Source organism: Fastidiosipila sanguinis (assembly GCF_002998295.1).
GTDB lineage: Bacteria > Bacillota > Clostridia > Saccharofermentanales > Fastidiosipilaceae > Fastidiosipila > Fastidiosipila sanguinis.
Genome location: NZ_CP027226.1, coordinates 341,768 through 357,368, shown reverse-complemented (window position 1 = coordinate 357,368; position 15,601 = coordinate 341,768). Strand labels below are relative to the sequence as shown.

Genomic DNA, 15,601 nt, shown 5'->3' with positions numbered 1-15,601 from the left:
CCCATGAGAATTCTGATGTGACCCCCAAAAGTTAGACTTTTTTAGCGTAGCAGTTTATATGGCTGCTACGCTATTTTTATGCAGCCAAGAGTCTAAGTCTGTATTGCACTGGACTTAGCCATCCTAGTTTTTCTTTAATTCTTTGTTCATTATAATACTTTATGTATCGTTCTATTTCTGACTTTAACTCATCATAGCTATAGTAAGTAGCACCATAATAGATTTCTTGTTTTAACAAACCAAAGAAATTCTCCATAACAGCGTTATCGTGACAGTTGCCTTTACGAGACATGCTTTGGAAGATTCTTTCCTCCTTTAGACGATGAGAGTATGCTTTCATTTGGTAAGCCCAGCCTTGATCCGAATGGAAAGTTCTTCTGAATTTGCAATCTGATGTTATTGCAATAGCCTGTTCCAATGCATCCATGACATTTTTGGCTGAAGGTTTCTTGTCAATTCCATAGCTTATAATTTCACCATTACACATATCCATAAATGGATCCAGATAAAGCTTACGCATTGTCATTTGACCTTTTGCATTAATCTCATAATACTTAAATTCTGTAGTATCTGTTGTAATCTTCTGATGTGGTATACATGTATTAAATCGTCTCCTTATGCGATTAGGAGCAACCGTTCCAACTTTACCTTTATATGAACTGTATTTCCGGCTTTTTCGAGTGAAAGAAGTGACTTGCAAAACAAGTTTTTGCATTATACGTTGTACTTTCTTTTTGTTTACATAGTATCCTTGATTTCTTAATTCTCCAGTCACTCGACGATAACCATAATCCTTGTGATTATCTCTGATTTCAAGAATCTTTTCCTCGATTTCTTTGTCAGGATTTTCTCTATCTAATCTTTTCTGCCAGTACATATATGTTGCTTTAGGCATGCCTGTATAAGAGAGAAGGTCTTTTAGTTTGAATTCTCCTCGGAGACTGTTGATGACGAGTGCCGTTCTCTCATTTTTGCCTCGTCCTCTAAACGCAGTCTCCTCAGTTCTTTTAAAAAGGCATTCTCGATTCTTAACTTAAGCAGTTCATCTTCTAATTCTTTAACATGTTCTGCACTTGTATCAACTATTCTTTCTTCCGCTTCTTGAGCTTTATTATCTATCTTAGGTTTATCCAATTTTCTTTTTCGACCTTTCTTGCGTGGTTTCAAAGCATCAGGACCGGCAGCACGAAAGCGACTGACCCAGTTACAAATCATACTTGGATTGCTTATACCTTCTTGAATTGCCAAGTCTTGATATGAAATCTCACTTGATAGATATAACTCTACAATAGAAAGCTTAATTTCGAAAGAATATTTTTCTTTTTTACGAGAACGCATTAATCCTTCGTCACCAAACATTTTATATGCATTAATCCAACTGCGTAACTGTGTCTTAGAGCCAAGTCCATATTTTTTAGAAAGATATGTAAAACCACCCTTGTCATCCAAATATTCTAAAACAACTTTCTTCTTGAATTCAAAACTATGTTTTGCCATAAAAATACCGACCTCCCATTCGTTAGATTTTGGTCTAACTTTTGGGGGTCGGTACATTCTCAATGGGACTATTTTCATATTTCAAAAAATTAAACTTTAACCAATCATTAAGTTAACAACAACATTTAAAATAATAAATGCAGTAATTAAAATTTTAGTTAAGCGATTAAGGAAAACATCTTTGGTTCTTCCCTTATTTGTGCTATAAAAAGAATCTGTATTACCACTTAATGATCCTAAACCTTGGTCATTCTCGTCTTGTTGCAATACCAAGTAGATTGTTCCTAAAGCTATTAAAATAATTACAACCGCTAAAATTGTTACCATTACATCCATGATTTCTCTCCTTCAATAAGCGCTTCTCTTAAAGCCTTACAAGCTTATCACAAGATTTTTATCTTTGCAATAAGCTTGTATTTTGGCTATTAATATTTCTCTAAGCTTTACCTGCAGCAATTCTTGCTTCTTTTTGCTCACGAGTCTCATGATGGAATACCCATTTGTAGAACTCTCCAATAATAAATGGTATGAAAGCTAAACCTAAGATTATCAACCAATCCATAAAGTTAATTGCTAGCGTACCAAATACTGTGTTAACACCTGGAATATATACAACTAACACTGTCAAAGCAACTGAAAGTAGAATCGCTTTATTCAAGTACTTGTTAGTAAATACACCTAGTCTAAATACACTATAGTGCTCAGACCTATTACTGTAAGCTCTGAACAACTCAGCTAAGATCAACGTTAAGAACGCAAATGTCAAAGCACCATTATCAGCTTGGAAGTTTACTTGCTTACCATCTTCTTCAAAATAACCATTATGGTACTCATACTTCAATCCTGATTCCATAGGTTTTAGTTCACCATCTACCATTTCAGCTTGGACCACATCTCTGGAGAAAATACTTTCATCTGAGTACATAAATACAGTCTCATGGATAGGATCACCTTGTTGGTCAACCATACGGATACCATATTCATTTAGACCAATCATAAATGCTGCAAATACAGCAATGAAAATTGCAACAGCTTGCACACAAATTGACCCAATCATATCAGCATCTAAAATCTTAGCATTCTTACCTCTAGGGTCTTGATCCATAATATCTGGTTCTGCTTGCTCTTGTCCTAATGCCAAAGCTGGGAATGAGTCAGTAATCAAGTTTAGCCATAGTAATTGAATTGGTAGTAATGGCAACATATCTGGGCCAAATACCAACATAGCAATGAAAATAACTAGAACTTCACCAATGTTACATGATAATAAGAAACCAACAAATTTTCTAATATTACTATAGATAACTCTACCTGATTCAACTGCATCAACAATTGTTGAGAAGTTATCGTCAGTCAAAATCATATCGGCTGCACTCTTAGAAACTTCAGTACCAGTTATTCCCATTGCGACACCAATATCAGCTTTCTTAAGAGCTGGAGCATCGTTAACACCGTCACCTGTCATTGATACGATGTTGCCTTCTTCTTTTAGCGCTTCAACAATTCTAACTTTGTGTTCTGGAGAAACTCTTGCGTATACTACAGTATTTTCTACAACTGAGCGAAGCTCTTCATCGCTCATTGCTTCAATCTCAGCACCTGTGAATACATTTGAGTCTTCTTCAAGTAAATCTAAATCTTTCGCAATAGCTACTGCTGTATCCTTATGGTCACCTGTAATCATAACTACTTTGATACCAGCATCGTGTGCAACTGCAATTGATTTTTTAGCTTCTGGTCTAGCTGGGTCAATCATACCCATGAAACCAACAAATACTAAATCTTTTTCTGCATCTGAGAAGTCACCATCATTATGCTCACTATATGCAAATGATAAAACTCTCAAAGCACTTTGAGCGAATTCTGAGTTTTGCTCTAAGATTTCTTGTTTTCTAGCTTCTGTTAACTCAACAACACCTTCTGAAGTAAGTTCTTTTGTACATAAGTTTATAACTACGTCAGGAGCACCTTTAGTTAAAGATAACTTACCTTCGTCAAAACCATCATAGAATACTGACATCATCTTACGTGCTGAGTCAAATGGCAAGTCTCCTAAACGTGTATAGTTTTTACTTGTTTCTTTTCTTGTTTTACCGTATTTACCTGCTACAGATAGCATAGCTGCTTCGGTAGGATCTCCAATAATTTCCCAGTTATTATCTCTGCTTTGATTTAGTTCTGCTTCATTACACAAAACTGCAATGTCCATTAATCTATCCAAGATAGGGTCTGTTTCAATTAAATTATCTTTGGAGTTTCTAATTTCTCCTTCTGGAGCGTAACCTTTACCACTTACTTCAAATACTTGTTTATCAGTATAGAGTTTAGTTACAGTCATTTCATTCTTGGTCAAAGTACCTGTCTTGTCTGAACAAATATAGTTAACAGAACCTAAAGTCTCAACAGCCAGAAGTTTCTTAACAATAGCATTTTGCTCAGCCATTCTATTCATACCAATAGCCAAGACGATTGTAACAACAGCTGATAAACCTTCTGGAATTGCTGCAACACCTAGAGCAACAGCTGCCATCAACATATCTAGAATGGCACCATTTTTCATAATTCCCACAACAAATGTAATTAAGATAACTCCTAGGACGATTGCTGCTAAATATTTACCCAATTGGTTTAGGTTCTTTTGTAATGGTGTTTCTTCATCTTCGATATTAGACAAACGTTCTGCAATTTTACCCATTTCGGTATTTTGACCAGCGCTTGTGACAATAGCCTTACCTCTACCGTAAGTAATAGCTGTAGAACTAAATACCATATTGACTCTATCACCAATTCCGACTTGTTTATCAGTATTAAATTCAGCATCTTTATCAACTGCTACAGATTCACCGGTTAAAGCTGATTCATCAGCTTTCATATTAGATGATTCAATTAATCTAGCATCAGCTGGAACAATGTCACCAGCTTCTAAAATAATAATATCTCCTGGAACAATTTCTTGGGATTTAACAATCTCTTGATTTCCATTTCTCAAAACTCTAGCTGTAGGTGAGCTCATATCTTGAAGAGCTGCGACAGCATCTGCTGCTCTACCCTCTTGTATAACACCAAGGACCGCATTGATAATAACAACAGAGATAATAATGATCATTTCAATCCAGTCACCTAAGAATCCAGAGAGGATTGCTGCAACTATCAAAACTAAAACCATTACATCTTTGAATTGTTCTACAAATCTTTTCCAAATAGGTGTTTTTTGCTCTTCTTTGAGCTTGTTATATCCATACTCACCTAAACGTTTATGAACTTCATCATTATCTAAACCATGATTAGGATCAACGTTTTGCGCACCCAACACACTCTGAACAGATCCAATATAAGGATTCTCTACAGAGTATTTAACATCTTTTGATTCTTCTGACATATTTTCTCCTTTTTCTTGGGGCTTATTTTGACATAAAAAAAGCGCCGCGTTTTATCGCTAGCGTCTCACATTTGCTGATTTTGCCAGATTATAAAATCGAGATTGTTGACAAAATCTCCGTTAAACGGCTGTTACTCCCTTTAGCTAATTGCTATTTTACAATTTATCAAAAAATCTTTCAAGCGCTTAAAACTCTTAGTTTAGAAAATTAATTTTTAATAAAAACAATATTATCTTTTGAAATTTTTAACGAACACTCATAAATAAAAATGGAAATTTCATTTTTGTCCTTTATAAATATTTTTGCAAATGTTTTTTCTGGGTTGTTCAGGCTCACTACATTTATACAATTTGAATCTTCAATGAATCTAAAATCTTTAGAAAATAATTTTTTATAGATGCTTTTCATAGCTTTAGTATCGCTTGAACAAAATGTATCAAAATAACCTTTTGGATAAATATTATTTCCATATAAAGTAATAGTCTCATTTTTAATTGAAAGTGCGGAGTAATAATATTCCTGAAAAATAAGGCTTGAGGTCAATTGACCATATTTTATGGTGCCGACATATAATTTTCTAATATCGTCGTTTATATCTTGTAATAGGATCGCTTCATTACCAATATTATTGCTTAGAATTTGCATGTTCTTACCCAGCTCAAGGTAGTTGTTCTGAACAAGTGAATTAACTGTTATTCTAGAATTAGCTGGTATTTCACTATAACTTTCCGCTGTTTTAATTAAATGTGGAACAATAAAATCCACTTTTAGAGTATTGCCTTCAATAATATATGTACTTATTTGTTTGTTAGTAATGAATTCTCTTGTGCCAATTTTATCTACACTAAACAACACACCCATGCTTTCATTGAATAGAACGTTTAAAGAATAATTCGCATATAGATTCCCAATAGAAGATGGCAAATCCAAACTAAATTTCTGATAATCTCTAGTAAAACGATTCTCAAACTTGGCTGTATTGTAAAAAACATAACGTTTTCTATTCTTGTCTTTCTCATAGCGTAAGTGCTCGATTGGAGCTGCTTTGTGTAGTTTGAAAAAGAGTTCTTTTCCTTCAAAAGAAAAACTTATGCTACAAATATTAGTTATAAGTAACTTATGGCCATCTAGCTTTATCCTTGAATATACATAAGGCATACCCTTCTCTTTAATTATTAGCTCATCATTATTAGCTAGGGTATAAATACTATTTATGAATTCTTTATCTTGCTCGTGCTCAGCTATAGAAATATTTATTTTGTAATCATGAAAGTCTACTATTTTCATTAATCCCTCAGACGCATCCCTTCAAAAGAGTATTTACCTTTAGCATGCACTTATAATTACTTCCTTCCACTCCTAGTAAAGAACAGCTCAAACTTAAATTCATCAGTACCAATTTTGTTTAAATTAACCCTATAAATATCTATATTCTGTTGTGCATTTCCCGGTTTTGCGTTCACAACATCTACATAAATATAATCATTGTCCATTCCAATTATCATACCTGCATTCTCAGGTGGTGTTACTTCATCTAATAATTCACCTTTGGTATTCAAGATTTGCAATTCCCTTGTATCTGCAAGTCCATTTTTGCTCCATAATAAATTATCTAAGCACAAATACTTACCATAACCATTCAAAAAAGCAACAGGATGCAAATTACTGCTCATCTTAAACTCCTCTAGAATTGTCCCGTCAAATTTTGCTTTGACAAAGTTTGTTTCAGGGTAATCAACTTCACCTTTTTTAATTTTATCTATTTTCTCTTCCGGCTTTAATTTGTTTAATTCTTCTTCCTCTTGTATATCAACTAAACTATAAAGATACATGATTCCGTCATCAACAGGCACTATCGATGATTTATTAATTTTTAAGTTAGGATTTTTTTGCTCTACTTTTACCGTTTCATTAACTTCAAGATTCTTCAGATTACAAATTTTTTCTGTAAATTCATATACTGCTTTTTTATCATTTTTTTCATCAGAAGTGATTTTATAATCAGAAAAATGCAAGTAATCATCATAGACTTTCATACTTAGAATATAGCCTGCAGCTTTTTGTTCATATATAACCTCGGGTTTACTTTTCACATTATCCAAGGCTACTCTCTGGATTTTGTAATCCAAATTTTCTAAACTATCTTTTCCTAAGTTACCACTATTTATTAAATCCATTTTTTCCCATATATTTGAGGTTGAATAATAAAAATAGCCTTCATGAATAAAAGCTTCGTATACAGATTCTCCCGGCAAAAATAATTCTTTCTGCCCACTACCATCTATATTCACCTCATATAAACAGTCCTCATAAATATCTGATTTATCCGTATTCTCTCTTTCAGAGAGTTTCTTTTTGCTTGCCAACACATATAACTTGTTATCGTTATAGTATACAGATCGTGGAGAATGGAAAAATGCATTACTCTCAATTAGTTTGTCGATATCAGTTTCTTTATCAGCCAAACTATCCGGATTATTATCTAAAGCTTTTATTTTTCCATTTTTCTTAGAAATTGCATATAGAAAATTTTCTGAAATATGATAGTAATAATCATCCGACTCTGCTATTGTCCATGGATTATATGGTTGGGCATATTGATATTGATTTTGTGATTTATCTGCTTTTGTATTTCCATTATCAACTTTATCACCTGTACTATCGCAGGATACTATAAAAAGCAGTGAAAATAATACTAAAAAAACTTTTTTCATTTAACCTCTTCTATAAAAGTCTATCTTCCACAAAAATATTAACTCTTTTTAGATTTTATTGTGATATATGTTAATATTAAATTATAATAAGTTCATTTACAAGTTATATGAGGATACAAGATGCAATTAAAAATCAACAACGTAAATAAATCTTATGGCAGTATTAAAGCACTCAATGACTTTGATATGAATTTAAAACCTGGCATATATGGTCTACTTGGTGCCAATGGTTCTGGCAAAAGTACTCTACTTAATATAATTTCCCAAAATTTAAAAGCAGATTCTGGTACAGTCGAACTTGAACCGGCACAAGATATTTTAGAAGTTCTAGGTTTTATGCCTCAACAACAAGCATTATATAGAGATATGTCAGCTAGAGCCTTTCTCCACTATATGGCAAAACTAAAGAAAGTAAAAAATGCCCAAGTCCAAGTAGAAGCTCTCCTAGAAGCTGTTAATTTAGCAGATATAGCGCACAAAAAGATGAAAGGATTTTCTGGTGGTATGAAGCAGCGCGTGTTACTAGCTCAAGCCTTACTTGGAGATCCCAAAGTTCTGCTCTTGGATGAGCCAACTGCTGGTTTAGATCCAGTTGAGCGTATACGTATTCGTAATTTAATCAGCTCCTTCTCTACAAATAAAATTATTATTTTGGCAACCCACGTTGTCAGTGATATTGAATATATATCTAATCAAGTAATTTTATTGAAAAAAGGTAATATTATCGGCTGTAAACCTATAAGCGAGTGGTTACATGATATCCAAGACAAAGTTTTTGAAATGCAAGTCAATGAAACCGAATTGGAAAACTTGCAGAAGAAATATCTCGTAGGCAATATCTTTCACTCAGTAAATGGTGTCATGGCTAGAGTAATCAGTGACGAGCGCCCCTCTAATAATGCAAGAAATGTTAACCCTAATCTAGAGGATGTTTACCTCTATTATAACGAAGGTGATTTACTCAATATATAGCTATCGCATGAGGTTCAATAAATGTTCTATGAATTACGTAAATGGTTAAATCTAAAATCCATCACAATTATTATTTTCGCCTTGATTTTAAATATTTTCTTGTTTCAGCAACATTTCAGACACAAGGATAGACATATTCTAGAGGATTACAATACTTATGTTGAGGTTTTAAAAGATTTAAAGTCTTCTGACCAGAAAAAAGAAATATCAAATTCTGAAGAAAGAGGCCTAGCTTCTAGCTCTGCTCTCAACGCTTTAGCTCAACAACAAAACTACATAAAAACCTATCCTGATTATATCCTAGGAACTCCTGATCGCGCTGAAGATGCCTTTGCACTAAGTGGCGAAGAAATTACTATCTATAATCAACGCAATATCGAGAAAACAGTAAAAGATTTTGCTGGACTAGAATCTTTACCTTTAGAAATCGGGTATGATCTACAAGTAACTCGCCCCTTTGATTTTCAATTTTCAGATCTAATTCTCTTTGCTTTCATTATCTTGCTGACAACCCAAATGTTCACCCAGGAATATGAGGAAGAATTATTTCCACTGCTGACTGCAACTCAGAGCAGAATAAGATTAGGTATTTCAAAGATTTCAGCAATTATCTTCACTCTATTATTACTATGTTTGGGCTTATATGGTGGAAATATTATCACTGCTGGCTTCATCTACGGCTGGGACGATCTAAGTAGGCTAGTCCAGTCTATAAGCGACTTCAGATCCTTAATCTATCCTATGACAGTTGCAGTTTATTTTGTTCTAGCTCTTTTGATTAAATGGATAAATGCTGTTACCGTAGCCTTAATAATTTTTGCTCTCTACACACTTCTCAAACGTGCTATTCCAGTTTTATCAATTGTAGCTGGTTTTTGGATAATGTTTTATATTCTCTATATTAGCATTCCAGTTAATTCTGTCTTTAACATCTTGCATTTCGTCAATCCTATTTATGGTTTTAACTCATTTGATTTAATTAGACGCTATCAGAATATTAATATTTTTAACCATCCGGTAGAAATGATAATTCTTTGGCCAATCCTCTGTTTAATATTTATAACTGCAAGTATAATTATTATCATCCAAAGATTTTCCACCGCCAAAATTTTGCACAGTAAGTCTACTTGGAGATATCTCCGTAAGATCAAGGATAATTTCATTCGTTTGACAGATAAAATTAATAGTCGCGGAGGAATTTTCTTCAATGAACTCAAGAAGGTCTTATTCTCAGATAAAGGTTTACTTGTACTGCTAATATTAATCGGCTTACTCTATCACCGTATAGACACCGCCTACCGCTACAAAGATTCTGAACAGCAAGCGTATGCCTATTATATAGAAGTCTTCCAAGGAAAAGTTTCTGAAACTACCTTAGAAGAGATTGCTGCAGAAAGAAATAATTTATTAAGTAATAATAGACATGATTTAGTCGAGATTGAACTCAATGCTCTAGATAGAGTGGAAAAGCAGCTTAAGGAAGTTTTAGAAATCGAAGCCCAAAGAGGAATTCCTGCTCACTTAATTAATGACGATACTTACGCCCAGTGGTTAGATAATTCTCGTGCTGACCTACGAGATATTATTACTACCTTCCTAGCAGCAATATTCTTAACCTCGGGTATTTTCGCACGCGAAAACTCTATTGATGCCAAACGCTTACTACGTATAACTCCAGAAAATAGAAAATTACGTCGCTATAAATTCTTGATAACATTACTATTCACCTTAGCTATCTCTGCACTGGTACAAGTTACTAGAGTATTTGAATTCAATAAATTTGATCAACTAAAGGACTTACATGTACCAGTACAAAGTCACAGTGGTTGGGGAGATTTTCCAAGTCTCTGGACCATGCAAACTTATTTCATTGTCATGTACGTATTTAGATTCATAGCAAGCATTAGCGTGGCTTCTATTATTGCTGCAATCTCAGCTAGGTCCAAAAATACAAGTATCTCTGTAGTTATCACTACCATCGTTACAGTATTACCTGCATTGGCAATGTTTGCCAATATTAGAGAAATACAATTATTCTCCTTAGCCTGGTTGGCAGAAGTAAATAATCTTATGCTGCATGACAGAAATTACTGGATAATTAGCGTTCTTATACATCTCATTATAATTGGACTTAGCATCTGGAGTATTAGATTAGAATGGCAGCCTCAGAAATCTGGTTCTAAAGGAAGCACCCTAGAATAGAACATAAAAAAACCGTAAACTAAATGTTTACGGAGTTTTGACTGGTGCCCAGAGCCGGAATCGAACCAGCGACACCTTGAGCTTCAGTCAAGTGCTCTACCAACTGAGCTATCTGGGCATGTACCAGAAGCTTGTCTGGTATTAATTAAATTGGCGACGCAGAAGGGGCTCGAACCCTCGACCTCCAGCGTGACAGGCTGGCATTCTAACCAACTGAACTACTGCGCCAAATCTGTGTATAACGATTCTATCATCTTTTATATCTTTGTCAAGCAATTTCTTCTCTTGGAAGAACTAGATTTTCAAATCGTGCTACAAATTCTACTAAATAACTCAAGCTTTTGCAAACACTTTTACTAATTAAGCTATTAATAATTCAAGTGTCATTTTGCAAAAGAAAAGCCAGTAAAAAATTCATATTTACTGGCTTCTTGTCTGGTGGGGAGTAAGGGACTCGAACCCCCGACCCCCTGCGTGTAAAGCAGATGCTCTAACCAACTGAGCTAACTCCCCTCAACACTAAACAGTTATCTGTGTAGTTGTTTTTCAAAAGCATGTAAAATTTTATCACAGTGATAATACTTGTCAAGCACTTTTTACAAGATTTTTCTATTTTTCCAAAAATTTTTCTTAAGTCCAGTATTAATCCTGCAACAACTTATATGTATTATTATCCCCTGCTAAAGTAACAATATTGTATAGATACATGAGATCAGTAAACTCACCTTGTTCTAAAATCTCAGAAACAGGAGTGGATAAATATCTTAGGTCTACAATGGTTATGCTAGTGTATTCATCACAAAGGAAAGGTAAAAATGCATTAGCAAATGAATCTTTAAAGATTAGAAGCTTCTTATTATTTCCATTTATATTATTCTCTAAACGAATATAATCTTGGTTAGCTCCCAAAAAGTATTCATATGGATCTGTACCGCTTAGAGCTTCTTCATTATAGAAGCCTTTTCTTACAAGCTGACCATCCTTGTTGTAAACTTTTACATCATTTAGAGCATCTCTTTCATAAGCATAAACATCATCTGGAGCAATAGTCTTTGTACTGGCTTTGGCCCAATTTGTACCATAGAAATTATCGCTAACCTTCTTGATACTATACTGTTCTGTAATTAAGTCCTCTCCTAGGCCTTCCAAGTATGCCAAATAAGCTGTATGTGCACCTAACTGTGTCCAGTGATGATCTGTTCTAAAGTATAGATGCTCATCGTTATTTAGATTCTTGTATTTATTGCTTAAAGCTTCAAGTAAGTTCGGCGCATTCAAACCGCCTGCCTTACCCTTAGCATAAGCTTCATTAAGTAAAGGAGCTTGATTTGCATCTGGAGCATATGCTGGCAAAAGATCTTTACCAACTTCAGCTAAGGTTGGCGCTAGTACAAGACTTCCTCTTTGTCCTGTACTTGTTTTTAAGAATTGGTTTTCATAGAAATCGATCATATCATCAATGTTTAGTTGTAATTGTTTCGCATTAATTTCTCTATTTACTTCAATTAAGTGATCTTTTTTAGCAAAATAAACACGTCCATTATCAGACTTACCAGTATATTTTTGGGTAAAGGCTTTCAAGCCTAATAATTCATCCCTTGCAGGAAATTGATCTGCTAAGGCTGAATCAACATTCTTGCTCCATTCTCCCGCTTCTACACTTCTCAAGTTAAAATCAGGCCAGACATTCAAAGGTCTACGCTCAGTCCAGGAAAACTCTTTAGGCTTAGAGAATAATAGAGTTGCTGTAGTTGCAAAAACTAGAACACCTAAACATGCTACAAAAATTTTATTTATCTTCTTCATAACTTTATTCTCCTCCTATGCCTAAAATTGGAAATACAAGAATGATGCGAAACTTTGATCAAGAATATATGCAGTTGATATCACTAGTAAAATCAAAGTAACTAAATGTCTTATAACTAAAATATAAGGTTTATTCCAAGATTCATTCTCACGCAAATTCTTGAGGAACTTAGTAAATAACTCACTTGTAGCTAGCAGTGCTATTAATATTAGGAAAATATTGCCAGTTAAAACATAAATACCTTCACCATTAGACCATCCATTAGCACCAAACATGCTGCCTAACATTGAGAATAGATCTTTTGTATTAGGGAAGGCAAATAGAACCCATCCCATATTTACAATAAATAGAGTAATTATTCTTCTTACTACTTTAGGTAAGCGCTCCATAGTCTTGAGCAAGAACATTTTTTCCATGATCAAAATCACTGCATAGAAGAGTCCCCACAACAAGAAGTTTAGCTGATTACCATGCCAAATTCCTGTAAGAGCCCACACTATAGTTATATTGAGAAGTTGCCTTGCTAAACCTTTACGATTTCCACCTAATGGAATATATACATAATCCCTAAACCAACTACTCAAACTCATATGCCATCTTCGCCAAAAATCTGTTATTGAAACAGCTGAATATGGATTATTGAAGTTCTCAGGTGAATCGAAACCTAGAGTTCTTGACAAACCTACAGCCATTGCAGAATAGCTAGCAAAGTCTAAGTAAATATATATCATGTAAAAAATTGCTACTAACCAAGCCTCTAGTACACCTAGATTATCACCTAACCCATTAAGCAAGTCAGTTCTCAACGCTCCAATCTCATCGACTATTAGAACTTTTACAAACAATGCTGGTAAAAATCTCAGCAATCCTTGATATAGATTATTCCAAGATTTCTTAGCCTTTTCTATACTAGGGATAAAATTTTTAAATCTTGATATAGGTCCAATAATTAGCTCTGGGAAGAAACTAATGTAAAGCAAGAAATTTGTAAAGTTTAGCTTAATATTTTTTTTGAAATTAGTCCAAATATAAGTTGGATAAATTGCATCTAATTCAGCTTCTTTACGCTCTAGTACTAAGCCTTGGTTTTCTAATCTCTCCGCTTCACTCTCAATAAGAGATTTTCTAATGTCAAAAACAGCTGAGAGCATTTTGAAGGTATAGAATGATATTGCCAAAGGCATTGTTTTTAAGAAGTACTTTCCACTTGCAAGTAGAGCTACATTGAGTACTACAATTAGAGCAAATAAAATCTTGGCAGTTAGGGACTCCCCTTTAGTCATTCTGAACCAAGTCCAGCCCTCTAGCGCCAAGTAATTAAAAATTGTAGCCAATAAAAGTAGAGGAAGATATTTAATATCTCCCCAAGAATAGAAGATTAAACTTAAAACTATTAATACTATAGATTTAATTTTAGTATTGGAAGCTTTATCCGGCAGTAAATAGTATAGTACCAAAGTAATTGGTAAGAACATATATAAAAACACAATACTATTAAACGCCATTTTGTACCTCTTTTAACCTTCTATAATTATTTCATATTTATGTTAATTAACTTACTATTTAGAATTGCTATCAATCCAAGCTTTAACTAAATTATTGGCCTCTTTGTTATTAGATGAAATAACACTCAATACATAGTTTCCACTTCTGATTAATACTGGATCTTCTAAGTTTTTTAATTGTTCTGGTGTGTAGTTACCAAATGATGTTTTGAAATACTCGAATCTACTTTCAATAGATTTTTCAACGGCTTCAGCATCTTCTGCACTATTAGCTTCGAACAATGCAATTTCTTCAGCAATGAAACCACCACCAGCGTAGATAGCAGAATTTTTAACTTTAGAGAAATCTACTTGATTCATATATCTGTCTCTAATTTTTTCTGGTATTGGGGCAAGGTCTTTATCTTGGAATTCAATTTTCGCCAATAAATCTTTTGCCAAACCATCTAGGTTTAAATCACTTGCTAATTCTCCAGACTTGTTTCCACAAGCTACTAAAGCAAATACCATAACAAATACTGATAAAACACTTATTAATTTCTTTTTCATACAAATCTCCTATTCCTATACTTATAATCTGTTTTTTTAACTATATCAACAATTACTTTAATTAATCAAATTTAAGCTACATGTGTTTGGATATATTTTTGCCATTTATCTACAGTACTCTTATCAAAATGGACTCCATCTGGTGAAATATCTTCTGGTAAATATCCTAACTCATTAGCTATAGCTGCGCTTGCATCTAGGAAGTAAATACCCTCTTCATCTGCAAGTTGTCTTAATGCTTTATTAAAAATAACAATATTAGAGTTCTTAACACCCCAAGCATCATTAGTATCATCTTTCGACTTAGTAACAGGCAATATTGCATTCAAGTAAATATTTGCATTTGCTTGTTTTGCCTTAACATCTTTGATAACTGCTCTATAGTTTTCTATAAATACTCCTAAATCATATCCCAGCTCATTAGTTCCTAGCATTAAGTAAACATTATTGTATGAATTTTCTTTAGAACTCACAAAATCTGTACCTGTAGTTTCTGTACCATTTATTGAAATTACTTCACTGAAATATTGTGGTGCATTGTAGCCTCTAGTGCTAATAAAGTCAGCGTCATATAAAGAACCATACAGCATCAAACTTTGTGTTCTAGAATCTCCAATAAATAATGCATCTGCAAAATATGATTCTGGTTTTGCCTCTGTTTCCGGTACTGTTGTTAGACTATCTCCATTACCATCTACAGATTCACCTTGATTTGAAACCTCTGTATTATCAGCTTCTTTAGATTCTTCCGTTTCTTCACTATCTTTTTCAGAATCTTTACTTGAAGATTCCTTTGTATCAGGGTTACTTGTACTTGCACTAGTCTCTTCACTCGATTCACTACTAGAGTTTTCTGCTGCTTGTGGAGTAGATTCTTCTACTTGTTTAACTTTTGGTACATCGCAAGCAACTAGTAATACAGTTAAAGCTAATGCAATATATTTGATTTTTTTCATATTAACCTCTTAATCTCAT

11 protein-coding genes and 3 tRNA genes are annotated in these 15,601 nt (G+C 33.8%); 2 read left to right on the top strand and 12 right to left on the bottom strand.

Translation table 11 applies throughout. The annotated features are described in order from the left end of the window. Positions 1-76: 76 nt before the first annotated feature. From C5Q98_RS01490 to C5Q98_RS01470, 5 genes are all read right to left on the bottom strand, one after another. Positions 77-1,497, bottom strand: a protein-coding gene (locus C5Q98_RS01490; RefSeq protein WP_242967352.1) for an IS3 family transposase whose coding sequence is annotated in 2 segments (ribosomal slippage) — positions 77-1,011 and positions 1,011-1,497 — 1,422 coding nt in all. Because the reading frame shifts where the segments join, the coding sequence is not laid out codon by codon here. Positions 1,498-1,593: 96 nt separating this feature from the next. Next, positions 1,594-1,833 (bottom strand): preprotein translocase subunit SecG, encoded by a 240-nt coding sequence (secG, locus tag C5Q98_RS01485; RefSeq protein WP_106011972.1) that lies wholly within the window; start codon positions 1,831-1,833, stop codon positions 1,594-1,596. Between the two features lie 100 nt (positions 1,834-1,933). Next, positions 1,934-4,876, bottom strand: coding sequence for a cation-translocating P-type ATPase (locus C5Q98_RS01480; RefSeq protein WP_106011971.1), 2,943 nt, complete (start codon positions 4,874-4,876; stop codon positions 1,934-1,936). Positions 4,877-5,084: 208 nt separating this feature from the next. Further along, positions 5,085-6,164 (bottom strand): hypothetical protein, encoded by a 1,080-nt coding sequence (locus C5Q98_RS01475; RefSeq protein WP_106011970.1) that lies wholly within the window; start codon positions 6,162-6,164, stop codon positions 5,085-5,087. Between the two features lie 56 nt (positions 6,165-6,220). Then, on the bottom strand, positions 6,221-7,591 hold the full coding sequence (locus C5Q98_RS01470) for a hypothetical protein (protein ID WP_106011969.1): 1,371 nt from the start codon (positions 7,589-7,591) through the stop codon (positions 6,221-6,223). Between the two features lie 120 nt (positions 7,592-7,711). On the opposite strand from C5Q98_RS01470, the gene C5Q98_RS01465 reads away from it, so the two are divergent. Together C5Q98_RS01465 and C5Q98_RS01460 are read left to right on the top strand one after the other, a co-directional pair. After that, positions 7,712-8,563: an ATP-binding cassette domain-containing protein gene (locus tag C5Q98_RS01465; protein WP_106011968.1), complete on the top strand. Its 852-nt coding sequence runs from the start codon at positions 7,712-7,714 to the stop codon at positions 8,561-8,563. A gap of 21 nt (positions 8,564-8,584) precedes the next feature. After that, positions 8,585-10,765, top strand: coding sequence for a hypothetical protein (locus C5Q98_RS01460; protein ID WP_106011967.1), 2,181 nt, complete (start codon positions 8,585-8,587; stop codon positions 10,763-10,765). A gap of 42 nt (positions 10,766-10,807) precedes the next feature. On the opposite strand, the gene C5Q98_RS01455 is transcribed toward C5Q98_RS01460, so the two are convergent. The 7 genes from C5Q98_RS01455 to C5Q98_RS01425 all read right to left on the bottom strand — a co-directional run bounded on the left by C5Q98_RS01455 (position 10,808) and on the right by C5Q98_RS01425 (position 15,582). Beyond that, a tRNA-Phe gene (locus tag C5Q98_RS01455) sits at positions 10,808-10,883 on the bottom strand. A gap of 33 nt (positions 10,884-10,916) precedes the next feature. Then, positions 10,917-10,993 (bottom strand) — tRNA-Asp (locus tag C5Q98_RS01450). A gap of 208 nt (positions 10,994-11,201) precedes the next feature. Then, positions 11,202-11,278 (bottom strand) — tRNA-Val (locus tag C5Q98_RS01445). Between the two features lie 129 nt (positions 11,279-11,407). After that, positions 11,408-12,571 carry a DHHW family protein gene (locus C5Q98_RS01440; protein WP_106011966.1) on the bottom strand — a complete coding sequence of 388 codons (1,164 nt, stop codon included), beginning with the start codon at positions 12,569-12,571 and terminating at the stop codon, positions 11,408-11,410. A 21-nt stretch (positions 12,572-12,592) separates the two neighbouring features. After that, positions 12,593-14,077 carry an MBOAT family O-acyltransferase gene (locus tag C5Q98_RS01435; RefSeq protein WP_106011965.1) on the bottom strand — a complete coding sequence of 495 codons (1,485 nt, stop codon included), beginning with the start codon at positions 14,075-14,077 and terminating at the stop codon, positions 12,593-12,595. A 54-nt stretch (positions 14,078-14,131) separates the two neighbouring features. Beyond that, entirely contained in the window at positions 14,132-14,626 is a 495-nt protein-coding gene (locus tag C5Q98_RS01430) for a DUF4358 domain-containing protein (protein ID WP_106013053.1), read from the bottom strand. A gap of 71 nt (positions 14,627-14,697) precedes the next feature. Continuing rightward, positions 14,698-15,582, bottom strand: a complete 885-nt coding sequence (locus C5Q98_RS01425) for a GDSL-type esterase/lipase family protein (RefSeq protein ID WP_106011964.1) — start codon at positions 15,580-15,582, stop codon at positions 14,698-14,700. Positions 15,583-15,601: the final 19 nt, after the last annotated feature.

Excerpts from the sequence above, each read along its gene's own strand:
- C5Q98_RS01465 (WP_106011968.1), top strand. The coding sequence starts at position 7,712 with ATGCAATTAAAAATCAACAACGTAAATAAATCTTATGGCAGTATTAAA.
- C5Q98_RS01475 (WP_106011970.1), bottom strand. The coding sequence starts at position 6,164 with ATGAAAATAGTAGACTTTCATGATTACAAAATAAATATTTCTATAGCT.
- C5Q98_RS01430 (WP_106013053.1), bottom strand. The coding sequence starts at position 14,626 with ATGAAAAAGAAATTAATAAGTGTTTTATCAGTATTTGTTATGGTATTT.
- C5Q98_RS01440 (WP_106011966.1), bottom strand. The coding sequence starts at position 12,571 with ATGAAGAAGATAAATAAAATTTTTGTAGCATGTTTAGGTGTTCTAGTT.
- C5Q98_RS01435 (WP_106011965.1), bottom strand. The coding sequence starts at position 14,077 with ATGGCGTTTAATAGTATTGTGTTTTTATATATGTTCTTACCAATTACT.
- C5Q98_RS01460 (WP_106011967.1), top strand. The coding sequence starts at position 8,585 with ATGTTCTATGAATTACGTAAATGGTTAAATCTAAAATCCATCACAATT.
- C5Q98_RS01425 (WP_106011964.1), bottom strand. The coding sequence starts at position 15,582 with ATGAAAAAAATCAAATATATTGCATTAGCTTTAACTGTATTACTAGTT.
- secG (WP_106011972.1), bottom strand. The coding sequence starts at position 1,833 with ATGGATGTAATGGTAACAATTTTAGCGGTTGTAATTATTTTAATAGCT.
- C5Q98_RS01470 (WP_106011969.1), bottom strand. The coding sequence starts at position 7,591 with ATGAAAAAAGTTTTTTTAGTATTATTTTCACTGCTTTTTATAGTATCC.
- C5Q98_RS01480 (WP_106011971.1), bottom strand. The coding sequence starts at position 4,876 with ATGTCAGAAGAATCAAAAGATGTTAAATACTCTGTAGAGAATCCTTAT.